This is a genomic window from Allosphingosinicella sp. (assembly GCF_036570505.1).
GTDB lineage: Bacteria > Pseudomonadota > Alphaproteobacteria > Sphingomonadales > Sphingomonadaceae > Allosphingosinicella.
Map to the genome: position 1 here is coordinate 1 of NZ_DATCYB010000062.1, position 17,577 is coordinate 17,577.

Genomic DNA, 17,577 nt, shown 5'->3' on the forward strand with positions numbered 1-17,577 from the left:
GCCCAGTCGAGCTGCCGGCCGCCATGGTTGGAGAGGATGGCCCCGTCCGCGCCGGCCGTCCTGGCGCGCTCCACATCCTCCGGCGCGAGCAGACCCTTCACCAGCAGCTTGCGCGGCCAGCGATCGCGGATGCGGCCGAGATGGCCCCAGTCGAGCTCGACATCCATATGATCGCGGGTCCAGAAGGCGCCTTCGAAGAGGCTGCGCTTATCCGGAGGGAACCAGCGCTCCAGGTTCGCGAAGCGGGGAAGGCCGCGCGGCAGCAGGGTCGAAGTCCACCAACGGACGTGGAGGGCAGCATCCACGACCTCCCGAAGGGTTAGGATCGATGGTTTGATTCGCTCGCGAATGTCCCAGGATCGCTTGCCGAAGGTCTGGGCGTCTGTGGTGACGACCAGCGCGTCGCACCCGACGGCCTCGGCGCGGGCGATGAGGTCGTCGGTGATCTCGGGCGGGTCGATGACGTAGAGCTGAAACCAGTGACTGACGCCCGATGTAGCCGCGACCTCCTCGATGGAGTTGTTGGACATGGTGGACTGGACGAAGGGTATGCCCATCTTCGCCGCGCCCGCCGCGAGCAGGCGGTCGGCGTCCTTGCGGAACACCCCGTTCAGTCCTGTCGGCGCGACCAGCAGCGGCAGCGGGAGACGCTGGCCCAACAGGGAACGCGAGAGATCGCGCCGGCTGACATCGACCAGCGCGCGCGGCAGGAATCGCCAACGGTAGAAAGCCGAAAGATTGCCGGCGAGCGCGCCCTCGTCGCCTGCGCCCGCCTCAAGATATTCGAGCGCGAAGCGCGGCAGCCGGCGGTGGGCCATGGCGCGCAAATCCTCGATCGTCGCGGCGCGTTTAGGATTCCGGCCGCGATAGAGGTAGCGGCGGGGGCTGGTTCCAAGCTGGGCGACGGCGGTCGCTCGCTCGGCCGGGAAGTCCGGCCCTCCGCCCGGCATCATGATCATTTCGGGTTCGCGCGGATGCTGTCGCTCACCCGATCAGGAACCCTCGATGCCGGCATTGGTTCAGATGGGAAACGGTTAACCGAGCGAGCGGAGACAGCACATGGCCACCACCGCCGGCGACATTCTCGTCGAAAGCCTGATCGATTGGGGCGTGGAGGTGGTGTTCGGGCTCCCGGGCGACGGCATCAACGGCATCATCGAGGCCTTTCGCATCCGGCAGGACAAGATACGCTTCATCCAGACAAGGCACGAGGAAGTCGCCGCCTTCGCCGCCTGCGCCTATGCGAAGTGGACGGGGCGCCTCGGCGTCTGCATTGCGACCTCGGGGCCGGGCGGCATTCATCTGCTGAACGGCATTTACGACGCCAAGCTCGACGGCCAGCCGGTGCTGGCGATCACCGGGCTGCAGTTCCACGACCTCCTCCACACCCACACCCAGCAGGATGTTGAGCTCGACAAGCTGTTCATGGATTCCTGCGCCTACAGCGCGCGGATCATGGGGCCGACCCATGTCGAGAATGTCGTCGAGCTCGCCATCCGCACCGCGCTCGCCTATCGCCAGCCGACCCATGTCACCATGCCTGTCGACATCCAGTCGATGCCGGTCGACAAGGCGAAGCGCTCGAAGCGCAACATCGCCGATCACGTCTCCAGCTTGATGGCCAGGGGCGGGCAGCTTCCCGACCGGACGCAGCTGGAACGCGCCGCCGCCATCCTCAACCAGGCGGAAAAGCCCTTCATCCTCGTCGGCCAGGGCGCCCTCGGCGCCGGCCAGGAGCTGCTGGAGATGGCGGAGAAGCTAGGTGCGCCGATCGGCAAGGCGCTGCTGGGCAAGGGCGCAGTGCCTGACCTCAGCGACTATTCGACCGGCGGCGTGGGCTTGCTCGGCACGAGGCCGTCGCAGGACGCGCTGGAAGGTTGCGACACGCTGCTCATCGTCGGCTCGAGCTTCCCCTATATCGAATATTATCCGAAGCCCGGAGCGGCGCGAGCGGTTCAGATCGAGATCGATCCCAAGCGCATCGGCCTTCGCTATCCCGTCGAGGCGGGGCTGGTCGGCGACAGCCGTTCCGTGCTGCGCGAGCTTCTGCCTCTCGTCCGCCGCAACGAGAATCGCGATTTCCTGGCCGAGGCGCGACAGGGCGCCGGCGCCTGGCGCGACCTGATGGAGGAGCGCGGCACGCGGGCCGACCTGCCGATGAAGCCGCAGGTGGTAACGCACGAACTCAACAAGCTCCTCGACGACGACGCCATCATCGTCACCGACAGCGGCACGATCACCACCTGGGTCGCGCGCCACATCGACATGCGCGGGACCATGATGTTCAGCTGTTCGGGCAATCTCGCCACCATGGCCTGCGGCATCGGCTACGCGATCGCGGCCGCCATCGCCTATCCGGAGCGGCGGGTGGTGGCGGTGATCGGCGACGGTTCGACGTCGATGCTGATGGGGGATCTCGTCACGCTCCGTAAATACGGTCTCGACGTGAAGCTGATCGTCATCAAGAACGACAGCCTCGGTATGATCAAGTGGGAGCAGATGGTCTTCCTCGGCAATCCTGAGTTCGTCTGCGATTTGGAGCCCATTGATTTCACCAAGGTCGCCGAAGGTTGCGGCCTCCGCTCGCTCCGGATCGACGATCCGGCCCGATGCGCCGGTCAGCTCCGCGAGGCGCTCGCCACGCCCGGACCCTGCCTGATCGAGGCGGTCGTCGATCCACACGAGCCGCCGATGCCGCCGAAGATCGAGGCGAAGCAGGCGCTCCATCTCGCGGAATCTCTGGTGAAGGGCACGCCCAACGCCAGCAAGATCGCCCTCACCATCGCGTCCGACAAGGTGCGCGAGCTGGTGTGAGCGGCACGCAAGAGCGTGTAGAGATCAAGGCGCCGTCGGGCCGCGTCGCCGCCGAATTCACGCCTTACTCCGCCGAGGCCGCGCGGGCGCTTGAGGCGGATCTCAGGGCTTCGCTCGGCATGGCAGTGAATTTTGGTGCCCAGAGCCGAGCCCTCTTCGCCACCGACGCCTCCAACTACCGCCAAGTGCCGATCGGCGTCGTGACACCAAGGAGCCGCGACGAGGTGATTGAGACCGTCAGGCACTGCCGCAAGCATGATGCCCCAATCGTCGCGCGAGGCGGCGGCACGAGCCTCGCCGGGCAGGGCTGCAACGTAGCCGTCGTGATCGACTTCTCCCGCCATCTCGACCGGATCATGGCGCTCGACCCGGAGGAGCGGCTCGCTTGCGTGGAGCCGGGCTGCATCCTCGACACGCTGCGCGACGCGGCGGAGAAGCATCATCTGACCTTCGGCCCCGATCCTTCGACCCACAGCCGCAACACGCTCGGCGGCATGATCGGCAACAACAGCTGCGGTGTCCATTCGGTGATGGCGGGGCGCACCTCCGACAATGTCGAGCGGATGACGATCCTCACCTATGACGGCGAGATATGGGAGGCGGGGCCGACGCCGGGCGTCGAGCTCGAGCGCATCATCATCGAAAACGGGCGCCGCGGCGAAATCTACGGGCGCTTGCGCGGTCTGATAGACCGCTACGGCCCGCAGATCGAGGCCTGTTATCCAGATATCCCCCGGCTCGTCTCCGGCTTCGAGAATCTCGATGCGCTGCTTCCAGGGCGCGGCTTCAACATCGCACGGGCATTGGTTGGAACCGAGGGGACCTGCGCGCTTGTGCTCGACGCGACCTTGCGGCTGATGCCGAGCCCGCCTTGCCGGGCGCTGACGCTGCTCGGCTTCGATGACATCTTCCTCGCCGCCGATGCCGTGCCCGATGTGCTGGCGCTGGGTCCGATCGGCATCGAAGGCTTCGACGACCTCCTCTTCAAATATATCAGCGAAGGCCATGTCGCGAACGCGGGGCTGAAGCTCTTTCCCGAGGGCAAGGGCCGGCTGATCGTCGAGACTGGCGGCGATAGCCCGAGCGAGGCGCGGCGGCAGGCGGAGCGGATCGCGAACGCCATGGAAGGCCGGTGTCGCGCCAGCATCGTTTCCGATCCCGCCGACCAGCATCGGGTCTGGACGGCCCGTGAGGGCGGTCTCGGCGCCACGGCCATGGTGCCGGACAAGCCGGAAAGCTGGGAAGGGTGGGAGGACAGCGCCGTGCCGCGCGAGAAGCTCGGCGATTATCTGCGCGACCTCAAGGCGTTGATGCATCGCTACGGCTATGAATCCGCCGTCTACGGCCATTTCGGCGACGGTCTCGTCCACTGCCGGATCAATTTCGACCTCCGCACCGAAGCGGGGCTCGCCAATTGGCGCGATTTCATGGGGGAGGCCGCGCGGCTGGTCACCTCCTACGGCGGCTCGCTCTCCGGCGAGCATGGCGACGGCCAGGCGCGGGCCGAGCTTCTGGAGACGATGTACGGCCCCGAGCTCGTCCGCTGCTTCCGCGAGTTCAAGGCGATCTGGGACCCCACGAACCGCATGAACCCGGGCAAGGCGATCGATCCTTTCCCGCTCGACGCCAATCTCCGCCTCGGCCCCGGCTACAAGCCGCCGAAGCTCGACACCCATTTCGCCTATGCGGCTGATCACGGCTCCTTCGCCCACGCCACCATCCGCTGCGTCGGCGTCGGCGCTTGCCGCCGGCTCGACGCCGGCGACGAGGTCATGTGCCCCAGCTACATGGCGACGCGGGAGGAGAAGCACTCGACCCGCGGCCGCGCCCATCTGCTCCACGAAATGGTGCGCGGCGAGATCATCAAGGACGGCTGGGACAGCGCGGAAGTCGAGGACGCGCTGTCGCTCTGCCTGGCCTGCAAGGGCTGCCGCCGCGATTGCCCCGTCTCGGTCGACATGGCCACCTACAAGGCGGAATTCCGCTCGCACCATTACGAGCACCGCCGACGGCCGCGCTCGGCCTATTCGATGGGCTTCATCCACAAGGCGGCACGGCTCGCGGAGCACGCGCCCTGGCTCGCCAATTTCTTCACCCGTACGCCCGGCGTGTCGGCGCTGTCGAAATGGATTGGCGGCGTTCACCCGAACGCCGAAATGCCCGCCTTCGCCCGCCGCTCTTTCCGCCGCTGGTTCCAGGACCGAGCGGCGCCTTCCGCCGGCGGCGAGAGAGTCCTGCTCTGGCCCGACACCTTCAACAATCATTTCCGCCCAGACACCGCCATCGCCGCAACTCGCCTGCTGGAGAGCGCCGGCTACAGCGTCGCTATCCCCGACCGGCCGCTATGCTGCGGTCGACCGCTCTACGACTGGGGATTTCTCGATGAAGCCAAAGCCCTCTGGGAGGAGAGCTTCGCCGCGCTGAAGTCGGAGATAGAGCAAGGCACGCCGATCATCGGTCTGGAGCCTGCCTGCACCTCCGCCTTCAAGGACGAGTTGCCCGGCCTGTTTTCCAAGCGCCTCGAGGCGAAGCGGCTGTCGGAGCAGGTCGTCCATTTCACCGATTTCGTCGCGGGGCATTTCGAACGCTTCCCCGAGCCGCTCAAGGGCGGCCGCGCGCTCGTGCAGGCGCATTGCCACCATCATGCAGTGATCGGCTTCGAGCCGGAAATGGCGCTGCTCGAGCACCTGCACATAAAGGCCGAGCGCCCGCCCCAGGGCTGTTGCGGCATGGCCGGCGCGTTCGGCTTCGCCAAGGAGACGCATGATGTCGCCACCGCCATCGGTGAGCGAGTGCTGCTGCCCGCCGTGCGGGAAGCGCCGGAAGAAAGCCTGATCCTCGCCGACGGCTTCAGCTGCCGCGAGCAGATCGAGCGGACAGGCCGAAGGACGCGCCACATCGCGGAGCTTCTGGCCGAGCGAATGCTTGATGCCCCGGCTTGACCCGCCGCCGCCGCGCCTGATGGCTCGATGCTTATAATTGGATGAGATTGAGGCCGCTCTCGGGATCCTTGCGTCGGCAAAGATGCTCCGGGGAGTCGGTAAGGATGAGTTCCAGCGTCGGCCGGACATGCGCCTTGACGAGATGGCCCGCCACCGCGCTACCATCGCGCCGGCCGAGCACGATGTGAATGTGGATCGCCGGACTATTGTCCGGATTGACGCCGATATCGCCGGTGAGCGACGCGACCTCGACCTGATCGTCCACCGGGATTTCGCGATAATCCTTCTCGTCCCAGTCGAAATAGGCGAGGAGCGCGTCGCTGAAGGCACCAATTCCCGTAATCTGCGCTCCCCTGATCTTCTCCCGGCGACTGAGCTCCCGCAGACCGGACATCACCTCGTCTCCCGCCTCAAAGATAGCCGCGATCGTGCGCAATCCGCTGGTGTTGTGAATGATCTTGCTATGCATGCTCCCACTCCTGCTCCTCGGCATCGCATCGATAGGCGAGCGAGGTTCAACTCCGTGGACGTTCCTGCGTCAGGCGGGTTCCGAGCCGACGGCGCGCTGAGCAGAACGTTCATGGCGTTCTGCGCCGCTCTGACCGATCAGCCGCATTGCTCCTGGATGTGAGACCGACCCTCGCCGCTGTGATTGCGGATGGCGAACTCGGGGCGGATGTTTCGGCTGATTAGCGGTCGGCTAGCTTCTTGCTGAGGGCGGCGTTGGCTTCCTTCAATGGGTGCGCTACAGCACGGCCTCGCCATGGAGGTTCATCAGCGAATGCATGAGGCCTTCGTCGGCGCTCGAGCAGACGCCGAGGACTACGGCCTCGTCGCAACCCTCCGCCGCCAGATAGGCGTGGCCCATCGTCGAATCGATGTAGATCGATTCACCTTCCTCCAGCACGACCGGGTCGTAAAACTCGGTATGAACCTCAACCCTTCCCTGGAGCACGTAGATCAGCTCCTCGCCCTGGTGGCGGACGAGCTCGCCGAACTCCTCGGGCGTGCGCGCGCGGATCCGGGTGATGATCGGGATCATCCGCTTCCGGCGAAGCTCCGTGCACAGATAGTAATAATCGTAGTTCGGCGTGTTGACCCGAAACGCGTCCTCGATGCGGCCGATGCTGCGGCGTGCCGTGACCTGGGGCTCCTCGCTCGCACTCGTCTCGGCGAACAGATCCGACATACGAATGTTCAGCCGCTGGCTCAACTGCTGGAGCTTGTCGTACGTCAGCGTCAGCCGGTCATGCTCGACCTTTGACAGGGTCGAGACGGGAATCCCGCATTTCGCGCTCATCTCCTTGAGCGTCCATCCGAAACGCGCACGCAGGTCGCGCAGCACGGCGCCCAGTGTCGGCTGCTGGCCCTTCATCGCATAGACTCCTACCACAACTCGTTTGACAATTCTCTAATCAGGATCATTATGGCCCATTCAGGACGCGCAGCCACTGGAGATAGATAAAGGGGAGCGCGGCGGGACGCAATCGCGCGATGAAGACATCGGCGACGCAAGGAGGGATCATGCGGTCATTGAAGATTATCGCGGCGGCGCTGCTGGCGGCGCTGGCCGGTCCGGCGGCTCATACCCAGGGTCCGGCGCCCCAGGCGCCGGTGGCAACGCCCCTTTCGGCGAAGGCGGCTCCGCCTGCCGCTCCGGCGGCTCGGGCAGGCGGTGAGCCCTTGGAACGTGCGAACGTCGAGGCCTGGCTCGACGGCTTCATGTCCTATGCGCTCCCCCGTGGCGACGTAGCGGGCGCCGTCGTCTTGGTCGTCAAGGACGGCGAGACGCTATACCAGAAGGGCTATGGCTATGCCGACGTGGAGGCGCGCAAGCCCGTCGATCCCCAAGCCACGCTCTTCCGTCCCGGCTCGGTTTCGAAGCTCTTCACCTGGACGGCGGTGATGCAGCTCGTCGAGGAGGACAAGCTGGAGCTCGACCAGGACGTCAACGCCTATCTCGATTTCAAGATACCGCCGCGCGAGGGCGAGCCGATCACGCTTCGCGACATCATGACCCACACCGCCGGCTTCGAGGAAACGATTCGCGGCCTCATCACCGCCGAGCCGGAGGGCGTGCCGCCCCTGGGCGAGGTGATGAAGGCATGGGTCCCCGAGCGCATCTTCGCGGCGGGAACGACGCCCGCTTACTCCAATTACGCCACCGCGCTCGCCGGCTACATTGTCGAGCGGGCGTCCAGCATGTCGTTCGACGATTACGTCGATCGCAACATCTTCGAGCCGCTGGGCATGACCCGCTCCAGTTTTCGTCAGCCGCTTCCGGAGCGGCTGCGGCCGCTTATGTCGAAAGGCTATGCGCTCGGGTCGGGCGGCCCCAAGCCTTACGAGATGGTCGGGCCGGCGCCGGCGGGCAGCCTCGCATCGACGGGCGCCGACATGGCGAAGTTCATGATCGCCCATCTGAACCAGGGCGGCCCGCTCCTGGACCCGCAAACCGCGCGCATGATGCACGGCACGACGCTCGACATGATCCAGCCGCTCAACCGCATGGCGCTGGGCTTCTACGAGCAGGACATCAACGGCCATGATGTCATCGCCCATGGCGGCGACACGCAGTGGTTCCACAGCTATCTCTGGCTCTTCCCGGAGCAGGACGTCGGGCTCTACGTTTCGGTGAACAGCGCCGGTCGCGACGGCGCCGCGGGCGCGATCCGATCCGCGCTCTTCGATCAGTTCGCCGACCGCTATTTCCCGCCCGAGCAACCCGCCCAGGCCCAAAGGGTCGATGCGCAGACCGCGGCCGAGCATGCCCGGATGATGGTCGGCACCTACACCAACAGCCGGCGGGCGGATTCGAGCTTCTTCAAGGCACTCGGGCTGGTCGGACAGATGAAGATCGGCCTCAATGAGGACGGCGGCCTCGTCGTCGATTTCCTGCCTAGCCTCGGCGGAGCGCCGCGCGAATGGGTGGAGATCTCGCCTTTCGTCTGGCGTGATGCTCATAGTCATGAACTCATGGCGGCGGAGGTCGTCGACGGCGAGGTCGTCCGGCTGAGCTTCGGCTTCGTCTCGCCCTTCATGATGTTCGAGCCCGCGCCTTGGTATCTCTCCAGCGCCTGGCTCCTCCCCGCCTTGCTCCTGGGCCTCGGGGTCCTCGTGATCACCGCCTTGTCCTGGCCGATCGGCTGGGCCGCCCGGCGCCGCTACGGCGCGAAGCTGGCCTTCGCCGGCCATGATCTCAAGGCGTATCGGCTGGTCCGCGGCTTCTCAGCCCTGGTCGTCCTGGTGCTGATCGGCTGGGCGGTGGCGATCGGTGTCATGATGTCCGACATGAACCTGCTCTCCGGCTCGCTCGACTGGCTTGTCTGGCTGCTCCAGGTCGCGGGCTGGATAGCCTTCCTGGGCCTGTTCGGCATCGCCCTCTGGCATCTCTGGCTCGTCTGGAAGGGCAAGAGGGGCTGGTTCTCGAAGCTGTGGAGCATGTTGATCGTGCTCGCCGCCTTCGTGGCGCTCTGGGTCGCGGTCGGCTTCAACCTTCTCGATTTCGGCACCAGCTACTGAAGGTCGGGATCGTGACCGCTTCGCTGACGCTCCGCGTTCGACGGGAAAGCTTCGCCTACCTGAAGCCGTTTCGCATCTCCGGTCACGTGTTCACGGCGACGGAGCTGATGGTGGCGGAGCTTTCCGACGGCACGCATTGCGGTCGTGGCGAAGCGGCGGGCGTCTATTATCTGGGCGACGACGTGCCCGCGATGCTCGCGGCGGTCGAGCGGGTTCGTCCGGTCATCGAGGCGGGCGCGACGCGGAGCGACCTGCAATCGCTCCTGCCGCCCGGGGGCGCCCGCAACGCCATCGATTGCGCCTGGTGGGAGCTGGAAGCGAAGCAGTCACGCCGTCCTGTGTGGGAGATCGCCGGGGTGCCAGAGCCGCGCCCGCTCAGGACCACGCTGACGCTGGGCGCCGACGATCCGATCGCCATGGCGACCGCCGCGACGGCGCTGGGCGATGTCACCGCCATCAAGGTCAAGCTTACCGGCGAGGCCGCGCTGGATGCCATGCGCGTCGTCGCGGTGCGGGCGGCGCGGCCCGATTGCTGGCTGGGGGTGGACGCCAATCAGGGCTATGACCCCATCGACGTGCCGGCCCTGGCGAAGCTGCTGGCCACGCTCGACGTCGCGTTGCTCGAGCAGCCCGTCGCGCGCGGACGCGAGGCGGAGCTTGAGGGAATCGACCGCCCGCTGCCTTTCGCCGCCGACGAAAGCTGCGTGTCGCTCGCCGAGCTGGACTCGCTCGTCGGCCGGTTCGACACTGTCAATATCAAGCTCGACAAATGTGGCGGCTTGACGGAGGGACTGGCGATCGCCGCCCGTGCCCGCGAGCTTGGGCTGGGTATCATGGTCGGCAACATGATGGGCACCAGCCTGTCGATGGCGCCCTCCTTCATCCTCGGACAGCTCTGCGACATCGTCGATCTCGACGGTCCGACCTTTCTGGCGACGGACCGCACCCCTTCGGTCGAATATCGCGGCGGAGACATCTGGTGCCCGGATGCCGTCTGGGGCGCGAACGCCGTTTGCGAAACGACCTGTTGACAATTCTCTGATTGGGACCGTAGCATCCCAAACAGGACATAACGATAATCGAGGGGATGGCGGGTGAGCATATCGGCCCGATGGACGCGTCGCTCATTCGTGGCGGGCGCGGCAGGCGCTGCATTGGCTTTTCCAATAGTCAATCGCGGCTATTACCGTTTGGGCGCGGCGGCCCCGCGCGATTATTCCCGCCGGGCCATCGATCTGGTGCGCGAGGCGCTCGTCATCGACATGCTCGCGCCGTTGAAGATCGACATGCGCCCCGAATATTTTGCTCGTCCGCTCAGCGACGAGGATGCCGCGGATTTTCGCGCGAGCGGAATCACGGGCTTCCACAATGCGGTTGGCCTCGGCGGTCCGACCGCGCGGGCCGACGCCTTGGCTTTCCTGGCCGCATGGCAGGGCTTCGCCGGGCGCAATCCGCATGTCTTTTCACTGGTCGGCAGGGCCGAAGATCTCGACCGGGCGAAGAGCGAGGGCCGATGCGCGGTCATCATGGGTATCCAGAATTCCGAGCATTTCGAGAAGGTCGAGGATGTCGAGCTCTTCTACCAGCTCGGCCAGCGCTGCTCCCAGCTCACCTATAACGCCCAGAACCTGATCGGATCGGGCAGCACTGAGCGGGTGGACGGCGGCGTCACCGATTACGGGGCCGGGATCATCAAGGCGATGAACGACGTCGGCATGCTGATCGACGTGTCCCATTGCGGCGATCGGACGACGCTGGACGCGATCGAGCTGTCGCCGAGGCCGATCGCTATCACCCACAGCAACTGCCGCGCGCTCGTCGATCATCCACGGGTGAAGACCGACGAGGCGATCAAGGCGTTGGGCGCCAAGGGCGGTGTGATGGGCATAACGGGCGTTCGCATGTTCGTGCGCGGCAAGGAGCCGACGACCATCGCCCACATGGTCGACCATATCGATCATGTCGCGAGGCTGATCGGCATCGAGCATGTCGGCGTCGGATCGGACGCCGATCTCCAGGGCTATGACGACATGCCGCCCGACCAGTATGAGATGCTGAAGGCCGGGTACAAGGCGAGCTACGCCTTCCGCGACAAGATCGACACCGACGGCTTCGATCATCCGAAGAAGATCTACGACCTGGCGGAGGAACTGATCCGCCGCGGCTATTCCGACGCCAACATCCAGGCGGTGCTCGGAGGCAATTTCCGCAGGCTGCTCGGCGATACGTGGAAGCCGATCGCGCTGCCGGAGAAGTTTTCCATGGGGGGAGAAGTGAGATGAGGAAGTCCGGATTTTCGCTCCGCGCCATGCTGGCGTTGTCCGCCGCCGGGGCGGCGCTCGTGGTGCCGGGGGTCGCACATGCGCAGCAAGCGGAGGTGGAGGCGTCGGGCGACACGATAATCATCGTCACCGCCCAGAAGCGCGAGCAGAATCTGCAAGATGTCCCGGCATCGATCAGCGTCGTCGGGGGCGAAACCCTGATCGAATCCGGTGCGGCGCAGATCTCCGACCTCACCGGTTACGTGCCGGGCCTTCATATCAACAACCTCGGAACTCCGGGCCAGTCGCGGATCGCCCTGCGTGGCATTTCGCCGCTCGGTGCGAGCGCGAGCGTCGGCGTTTACATCGACGAGGCACCAGTAGGATCGAGCACGGCTTACACCGAAAGCGGGAGCTTCACCATCGACCTCCTGCCATATGACCTCGCCCGGATCGAGGTGCTGCGGGGCCCGCAGGGAACCCTCTACGGAGCGAGCACGATCGGCGGTCTCCTCAAATATGTGACGATCGCGCCGGATCTCGACGAATTTTCCGGCCGTGCCGGCGTCGAGGCCTTCACGATCAATCACGCTGGCGACATTGGCTATGCCGCACAAGGGCGGATCAATGTACCGCTGGTCGAAGACCGGCTCGCCATCACCGCAAGCCTGGCGCATCGCAGCACCTCAGGCTGGATCGACAATGTACAGACCGGCGCCAAGGACCAGAACGACTATCACCAGACCGGCGGCCGGGTGAGCCTGCTCTGGCAGCCGGTCGATCGACTGAATGTGCACCTCTCCGCAATCTACCAGGAGCTGAAAGCGGACAGCCTCAGTACGACAACTCAGGATTTGACCGGCACGCCGGTCGGAAACGGGCGCTCGAATTTCAACTTCGTTCCCGAGCGGTTCGAGTCCGAGTTCCAATATTATGCCGGCACCGTCGAATATGATCTCGACTTCGCCACTTTGTCGTCAACGACGACCTATACCGACGCCGAACGGTTCGAGACGGCGGATGCGAGCCGCATCTTCGGGACGTTGTTCCCGCTGCTGACGGGCGGCGCGATCGGGCCGGGCGTTTCGCCTTTCGACAACACGATCACGATGGAAAAGTGGACGGAGGAGGTCCGCCTGACATCGGCCGCGGGCGGCCGGTTCGAATGGCTGGCCGGCTTCTTCTACACGCACGAGGACGCGCTCAACGATCAGATCGTCTTCTCGTTCGATATGGACGGGAACGTGATCGCGCCGCTGAACCCGCTGGCGACGGTGCAATTGCCGTCGACCTATGAGGAATATGCCGGCTTCGGTAACGCGACCTGGCGGGTGACCGACCGATTCTGGGTCACCGGAGGCCTCCGTTGGGCTCATAACAACCAGACTTTCCGGCAGATCTCGGCGGGCGCGATCGTGCCGGCGGCCAACGATCCGGGCGAGTCGTCCGAAAGCGTCTGGACCTACAGCATCAGCCCGCAATACCACTTTACCGACGACACGATGGTCTACGCGCGAGTGGCGACCGGCTATCGGCCGGGCGGCCCGAACGTCATCCTGCCCGGCCTTCCTCCCACCTTCGACCCGGATACGGTTACAAATTACGAGCTCGGTCTGAAGACGCGCCTTTTCAATCCGGATATGTCGATTGATGTGGGCGTATTCCGGATGGACTGGGACGATATCCAGATTCCGATCGCGTTCGGCGGCACTTCCGGTCTTGGTAACGGTGCCACCGCGCGCAGCCAGGGAATCGAGGCCGCCCTGGTCTGGCAGCCCATACCGGCCCTGACGTTGGGCGCCAACGGCGCCTACACCGATTCGGAGCTGACCGAGGATGCCCCGGCCGTCTCCGGCCTGGCGGGAGATCGACTCACTCACATCCCGAAGTTCAGTGGCTCCTTCACGGCGAACTACGCGTTCGCGGTCGGTGCCAATGCAGACGCGGAAATTGGCGGGGGGTTGCGGCATGTCGGGCACCGCTTCTCTGCGGTGGAGAGCAATCCGTTCGCCCTCGACATCCCCTCCTACACGGCGCTCGACCTCAATGCTTCGGTAACACTGGATGAGCGGTACACGATCCGCGTCTACGCGCGGAACGTCACCGACGAGGACGGTCCAATCGCGCGTTCCCTGATCAACGACGGCTTGAACCAGCCCAGCTTTATCACCGTTGTCCCGCTCCAGCCCCGAACGATCGGGCTGGCGCTCGACGTCGCGTTCTAGCCTGGTGGGCCAAGCCAATATGAACGTTCCGTTCGTCCCGACCAGTGGCATGTTGTCGCTTCCGCAGCCTTACCTTCTCTTCCTCGGAGACACGAAGGAGCCGAGCTATGCCAAGACGGCCTTCGGCCTTCGCGACTGGGCCGGCGAGGCCTGTGTCGGGGAGATGGTGTGCGGCGAGGGCAGCGTCACGGCCGGGCTGCCGCGGCTGACGCCGGCCGAGGCACGGTCGCGGGGCGCGCGGTCGCTTGTCATCGGCGTTGCCAATGAAGGCGGCGTGATCGCGGAGAGCTGGCTGCCGTCGCTGGTGGGGGCACTGGAGGCGGGGCTCGATATCGTGAGCGGAATGCACGTTCGGCTTAGGGATATTCCGGCGCTGGCCGAGGCCGCCGATCGCCACGGGCGGCGGCTGATCGACGTCCGCACGCCGCCGGCGAAGTTGAGCGTCGCGACCGGCCGCAAGCGCGGCGGGAAGCGGCTGCTGACGGTCGGCACGGATTGCGCGCTCGGCAAGAAATATACGGCGCTTGCTCTCGCCCGCGCTTTCGCCAAGCGTGGCGTGGATGCCGACTTTCGCGCCACGGGGCAGACCGGCATCATGATCGCGGGCGGGGGAATGCCGATGGACGCCGTCATATCCGACTTCGAAGCTGGGGCCGCGGAGATGCTCAGCCCCGATGCCGCGCCCGATCACTGGGACGTGATCGAGGGACAGGGATCGCTGTTCCACCCCGCTTATGCCGCCGTGTCGCTGGGACTGCTGCACGGCAGCCAGCCCGACGTGTTCGTCGTCTGCCATCGGCCAGGGCGAACCCGGGTCATGGGGCTGGAGGATTTCGCGCTTCCATCGATCGAAGAAGTGATCGAGCTCACCATCCGGCTCGGCCATCGGACCAATCCCGCCATCCGGTGCGGGGGCGTATCGCTCAACACGTCGTCGTTCGACGATGTCGAAGCCGACCAGATCATCGCGCGCGAGGGCGAGAAGCTGGGAATCCCGGCCGCGGACCCGATCCGCGGCGGTCCGGCTTTTGACGCGCTCGTCACGGCCTGCCTGGGCTGAGACATGGCAAAGGGGGCGGATGGCACGCAATCGAGCTGGTTCCAGCGTTTCCTCCTGCCGGGACTCGCCTTCAAGGCGGTGGTGATCGGCGGCGGCTATGCGACGGGGCGGGAGCTCGCCGAATTCTTCCTCGGCAGCGGCCCGCGCGGAGGATTGGCGGGCATGGTACTCGCCATGGCCGTCTGGAGCCTTGTCTGCGCCGTCGCCTTCCTCTTCGCCCGCGCCACCGCTGCGTACGATTATCGCAGCTTCTTCAAGGCGCTGCTCGGACGCTTCTGGCTGCTCTTTGAAATCACCTATCTGCTCTTCCTGGTTCTCATCCTGGCCGTGGTCGCAGCCGCGGCCGGCACTATCGGGGCGGAGGTGTTCGGCCTGCCGCTGATCGTCGGAACCTTGCTGCTGATCGGCGCGATCGTCGGCGTGACCAGCTTCGGCAACCGGGGCGCGGAGCAGCTCTTCAAATATGCGTCGAGCTTCATCTATCTCACCTACGCGCTCTTCCTGGTGCTGGCCCTCACCAGCTTCGGTGACCGGATCGGGCCCGCCTTCGCGCTATACGTGCCGGCCGACGGCTGGGCGCTCGGCGGCGTCACCTATGCGAGCTACAATGTCGTCGCCGTGGTCGCGGTGCTGCCCTTCGTGCGGCACCTGACGAGCCGGCGCGACGCGATCGTGGCGGGGGTGCTGGCGGGGCCGCTCGCGATGCTTCCGGCGCTTCTCTTCTTCCTCTGCATGATCGCCTTTTACCCCGCCATCGGAGCTGAGGCGCTGCCGTCGGACTACCTGCTGGAGCGGATGAGCGTTCCCTCCTTCCAGTACATCTTCCAGTTGATGATCTTCTGCGCCCTGCTGGAAACCGGCGTCGGCGTCGTCAACGCGGTCAATGAAAGGATCGCCGAGGCCGTCCGCGACCGTGATTCCAGCCGCTTCCCCAGGATCGCCCGTTTCGCCATTTCCGCCTCGCTGCTGGTCAGCTCGGCCTTCGTGGCGGCGAGCGTCGGTCTCATCGATCTCATCGCCGCCGGCTATGGCGCCTTCGGCTACATCATGCTCGTGGTTTTCGTGGCGCCGCTGCTGCTCATCGGCACCGCGCGCCTCAGAACGGGCGCACCCGTTCGTCCTCAAGAAAATACCCGCGCCGCCTGAAATCAGGAAATCGTCATGGTTCGAACCTTCGCCACCGCCATAGCCGCCGCCGTCTGCCTTGCCCCGGTTCCGGCGCTCGCCGCCCCGCCCGAAGGATTCGACGCCCGGATCGAGGCGCTGCGAAAGGAAATGGGCGTTCCCGGCATGTCGATCGCCATCGTCGAGGATGGCAAGACGACGCTGGCCAAGGGCTATGGCGTTCGAAAGCTGGGAGGGAACGCGCCCGTCGACGCCGATACCATCTTCCCGACCGGATCGACGGGCAAGGCCGTTACCGTCGCAGCCCTCGCCATCCTGGTCGACCAAGGCAAGATCGCCTGGGACGACAAGGTGATCGACCATATCCCCTGGTTTCAGATGTACGATCCCTGGGTGACGCGCGAGATGACCGTGCGCGACCTGCTCGTCCATCGCAGCGGCCTGGGGCTTGGCGCCGGCGATCTCCTCTTCGTCCCCCGTTCGGACCGGAGCCGCCGCGAGACGGTGGAGCGGCTGCGCTACATCAAGCCCGCGACCAGCTTCCGCAGCAGCTATGCCTATGACAACGTCCTCTACATGGTCGCCGGCCAGTTGATCGAGGAGGTGACCGGCCAGACCTGGGAAGATTTCATCGCCGAGCATGTCTTCAAGGCCGCCGGCATGGAGGAATCGACGAGCCACGGCGGAGCGCGTTTCGCCACCGCCAACCGCGCCTTCCCGCATGCCCGCATGGACGGCGGCCTGCGCGGCGCCGGCCATCAGGAGCTGCTCGACGAGCGGGACGAGCTGGGTCGCAACGCGGCGCCGGCGGGCGGCCTCGCCATGAGCGCGAGCGACCTCGCCCGCTGGCTCGCCATCCAGCTCGCCCACGGCAAGTTGCCGGAAGGCGAGGGGCGGCTCTACAGCGAGGCGCAGGCCCGCGAGATGTGGACTCCGCTCGTCATCCAGCCGATCCGGGAGCTGCCCGAGCCGCTCAAACCCACCCAGCCCAATTTCGACACCTATGCGCTCGGCTGGACCGTGACCGATTATCAAGGCGAGAAGATCATCTGGCACGGCGGCGCCGTCTTCGGCTCCCTCACCGCCGTGGTGCTGATCCCGGAGGAAGACGTCGGCTTCTCGATCACGATCAATTCCGAAGATGGCGAGATGATTCGAGGGCTCATGTACGAGCTCCTCGACCATTATCTGGGCCGCCCGCCCGCCGACTGGCCGGAGAAATGGGCCGCCTTCAAGCAGCAGCGTGTCGCGGCGGGGCTGAAGGCTCTCGCGGCGCAGCAGTCCAGTCCGGCGGATATCGGTCCGTCGCTGCCGCTCGCCCGCTACGCCGGCGCCTACAAAGACGCTTGGTACGGCCGGATCGCCATCGGCCAAAAGAAGGACGGGCTCACCATCGACTTCACCGAAACGCCGCGCATGGCGGGACGGCTGGAGCACTATCAGTACGACACCTTCGTCACCCGCTTCGACGACGAGTCAATCGAGCCCGCCTATGTCACCTTTGGTCTCGATGCCGACGGCAAGGTGGAGCGGATCACGATGAAGGCGGTCTCGCCGCTGGCCGACTTCAGCTACGACTATCACGACCTGCTGTTCAGCCCGGTGGAGGCGGGCAAGTGAGCCGCCTC

The 17,577-nt window shown here is 65.6% G+C and carries 12 protein-coding genes; 9 read left to right on the forward strand and 3 right to left on the reverse strand.

What is annotated here, in order from left to right; genetic code table 11:
* Positions 1-959, reverse strand: a 959-nt coding sequence (locus VIR62_RS07250; RefSeq protein ID WP_431869963.1) for an alpha-hydroxy acid oxidase, incomplete at its 3' end; no start/stop codon positions are given.
* A gap of 100 nt (positions 960-1,059) precedes the next feature.
* Here VIR62_RS07250 and VIR62_RS07255 point away from each other — a divergent pair.
* Positions 1,060-2,814, forward strand: a complete 1,755-nt coding sequence (locus VIR62_RS07255) for a thiamine pyrophosphate-dependent enzyme (RefSeq protein ID WP_431869965.1) — start codon at positions 1,060-1,062, stop codon at positions 2,812-2,814.
* Complete coding sequence (locus VIR62_RS07260; protein ID WP_431869967.1) at positions 2,811-5,756, forward strand: FAD-binding and (Fe-S)-binding domain-containing protein; 2,946 nt, start codon at positions 2,811-2,813, stop codon at positions 5,754-5,756. Before VIR62_RS07255 ends, VIR62_RS07260 begins: the two co-directional genes overlap by 4 nt.
* Positions 5,757-5,787: 31 nt before the next feature.
* Here the strand turns inward: VIR62_RS07260 and VIR62_RS07265 are convergent, their stop codons facing one another.
* Complete coding sequence (locus VIR62_RS07265) at positions 5,788-6,225, reverse strand: PPC domain-containing DNA-binding protein (protein ID WP_431869969.1); 438 nt, start codon at positions 6,223-6,225, stop codon at positions 5,788-5,790.
* Between the two features lie 276 nt (positions 6,226-6,501).
* Positions 6,502-7,131 carry a helix-turn-helix domain-containing protein gene (locus VIR62_RS07270; protein WP_431869971.1) on the reverse strand — a complete coding sequence of 210 codons (630 nt, stop codon included), beginning with the start codon at positions 7,129-7,131 and terminating at the stop codon, positions 6,502-6,504.
* Between the two features lie 149 nt (positions 7,132-7,280).
* Here VIR62_RS07270 and VIR62_RS07275 point away from each other — a divergent pair, with 149 nt between their 5' ends.
* The 7 genes from VIR62_RS07275 to VIR62_RS07305 all read left to right on the forward strand — a co-directional run bounded on the left by VIR62_RS07275 (position 7,281) and on the right by VIR62_RS07305 (position 17,569).
* Positions 7,281-9,278: a serine hydrolase domain-containing protein gene (locus tag VIR62_RS07275; RefSeq protein WP_431869973.1), complete on the forward strand. Its 1,998-nt coding sequence runs from the start codon at positions 7,281-7,283 to the stop codon at positions 9,276-9,278.
* A gap of 11 nt (positions 9,279-9,289) precedes the next feature.
* Complete coding sequence (locus tag VIR62_RS07280) at positions 9,290-10,309, forward strand: dipeptide epimerase (RefSeq protein ID WP_431869975.1); 1,020 nt, start codon at positions 9,290-9,292, stop codon at positions 10,307-10,309.
* 123 nt (positions 10,310-10,432) lie between these two features.
* Positions 10,433-11,560, forward strand: coding sequence for a dipeptidase (locus tag VIR62_RS07285; RefSeq protein ID WP_431869977.1), 1,128 nt, complete (start codon positions 10,433-10,435; stop codon positions 11,558-11,560).
* Positions 11,557-13,764, forward strand: a complete 2,208-nt coding sequence (locus VIR62_RS07290; protein WP_431869979.1) for a TonB-dependent receptor — start codon at positions 11,557-11,559, stop codon at positions 13,762-13,764. Before VIR62_RS07285 ends, VIR62_RS07290 begins: the two co-directional genes overlap by 4 nt.
* A gap of 19 nt (positions 13,765-13,783) precedes the next feature.
* A complete protein-coding gene (locus tag VIR62_RS07295) occupies positions 13,784-14,824 on the forward strand; it encodes a DUF1611 domain-containing protein (protein WP_431869981.1) in 1,041 nt (346 codons plus the stop codon).
* A gap of 3 nt (positions 14,825-14,827) precedes the next feature.
* Positions 14,828-15,970 (forward strand): YkvI family membrane protein, encoded by a 1,143-nt coding sequence (locus tag VIR62_RS07300; RefSeq protein WP_431869983.1) that lies wholly within the window; start codon positions 14,828-14,830, stop codon positions 15,968-15,970.
* Positions 15,971-15,985: 15 nt separating this feature from the next.
* Entirely contained in the window at positions 15,986-17,569 is a 1,584-nt protein-coding gene (locus tag VIR62_RS07305) for a serine hydrolase (RefSeq protein WP_431869985.1), read from the forward strand.
* The last annotated feature ends 8 nt before the right edge of the window (positions 17,570-17,577 follow it).

What these genes read in the sequence shown, in the direction of transcription:
- VIR62_RS07295 (WP_431869981.1), top strand. Translation starts at nt 13,784, where the DNA reads ATGAACGTTCCGTTCGTCCCGACCAGTGGCATGTTGTCGCTTCCGCAG.
- VIR62_RS07255 (WP_431869965.1), top strand. Translation starts at nt 1,060, where the DNA reads ATGGCCACCACCGCCGGCGACATTCTCGTCGAAAGCCTGATCGATTGG.
- VIR62_RS07305 (WP_431869985.1), top strand. Translation starts at nt 15,986, where the DNA reads ATGGTTCGAACCTTCGCCACCGCCATAGCCGCCGCCGTCTGCCTTGCC.
- VIR62_RS07265 (WP_431869969.1), bottom strand. Translation starts at nt 6,225, where the DNA reads ATGCATAGCAAGATCATTCACAACACCAGCGGATTGCGCACGATCGCG.
- VIR62_RS07275 (WP_431869973.1), top strand. Translation starts at nt 7,281, where the DNA reads ATGCGGTCATTGAAGATTATCGCGGCGGCGCTGCTGGCGGCGCTGGCC.
- VIR62_RS07300 (WP_431869983.1), top strand. Translation starts at nt 14,828, where the DNA reads ATGGCAAAGGGGGCGGATGGCACGCAATCGAGCTGGTTCCAGCGTTTC.
- VIR62_RS07270 (WP_431869971.1), bottom strand. Translation starts at nt 7,131, where the DNA reads ATGAAGGGCCAGCAGCCGACACTGGGCGCCGTGCTGCGCGACCTGCGT.
- VIR62_RS07290 (WP_431869979.1), top strand. Translation starts at nt 11,557, where the DNA reads ATGAGGAAGTCCGGATTTTCGCTCCGCGCCATGCTGGCGTTGTCCGCC.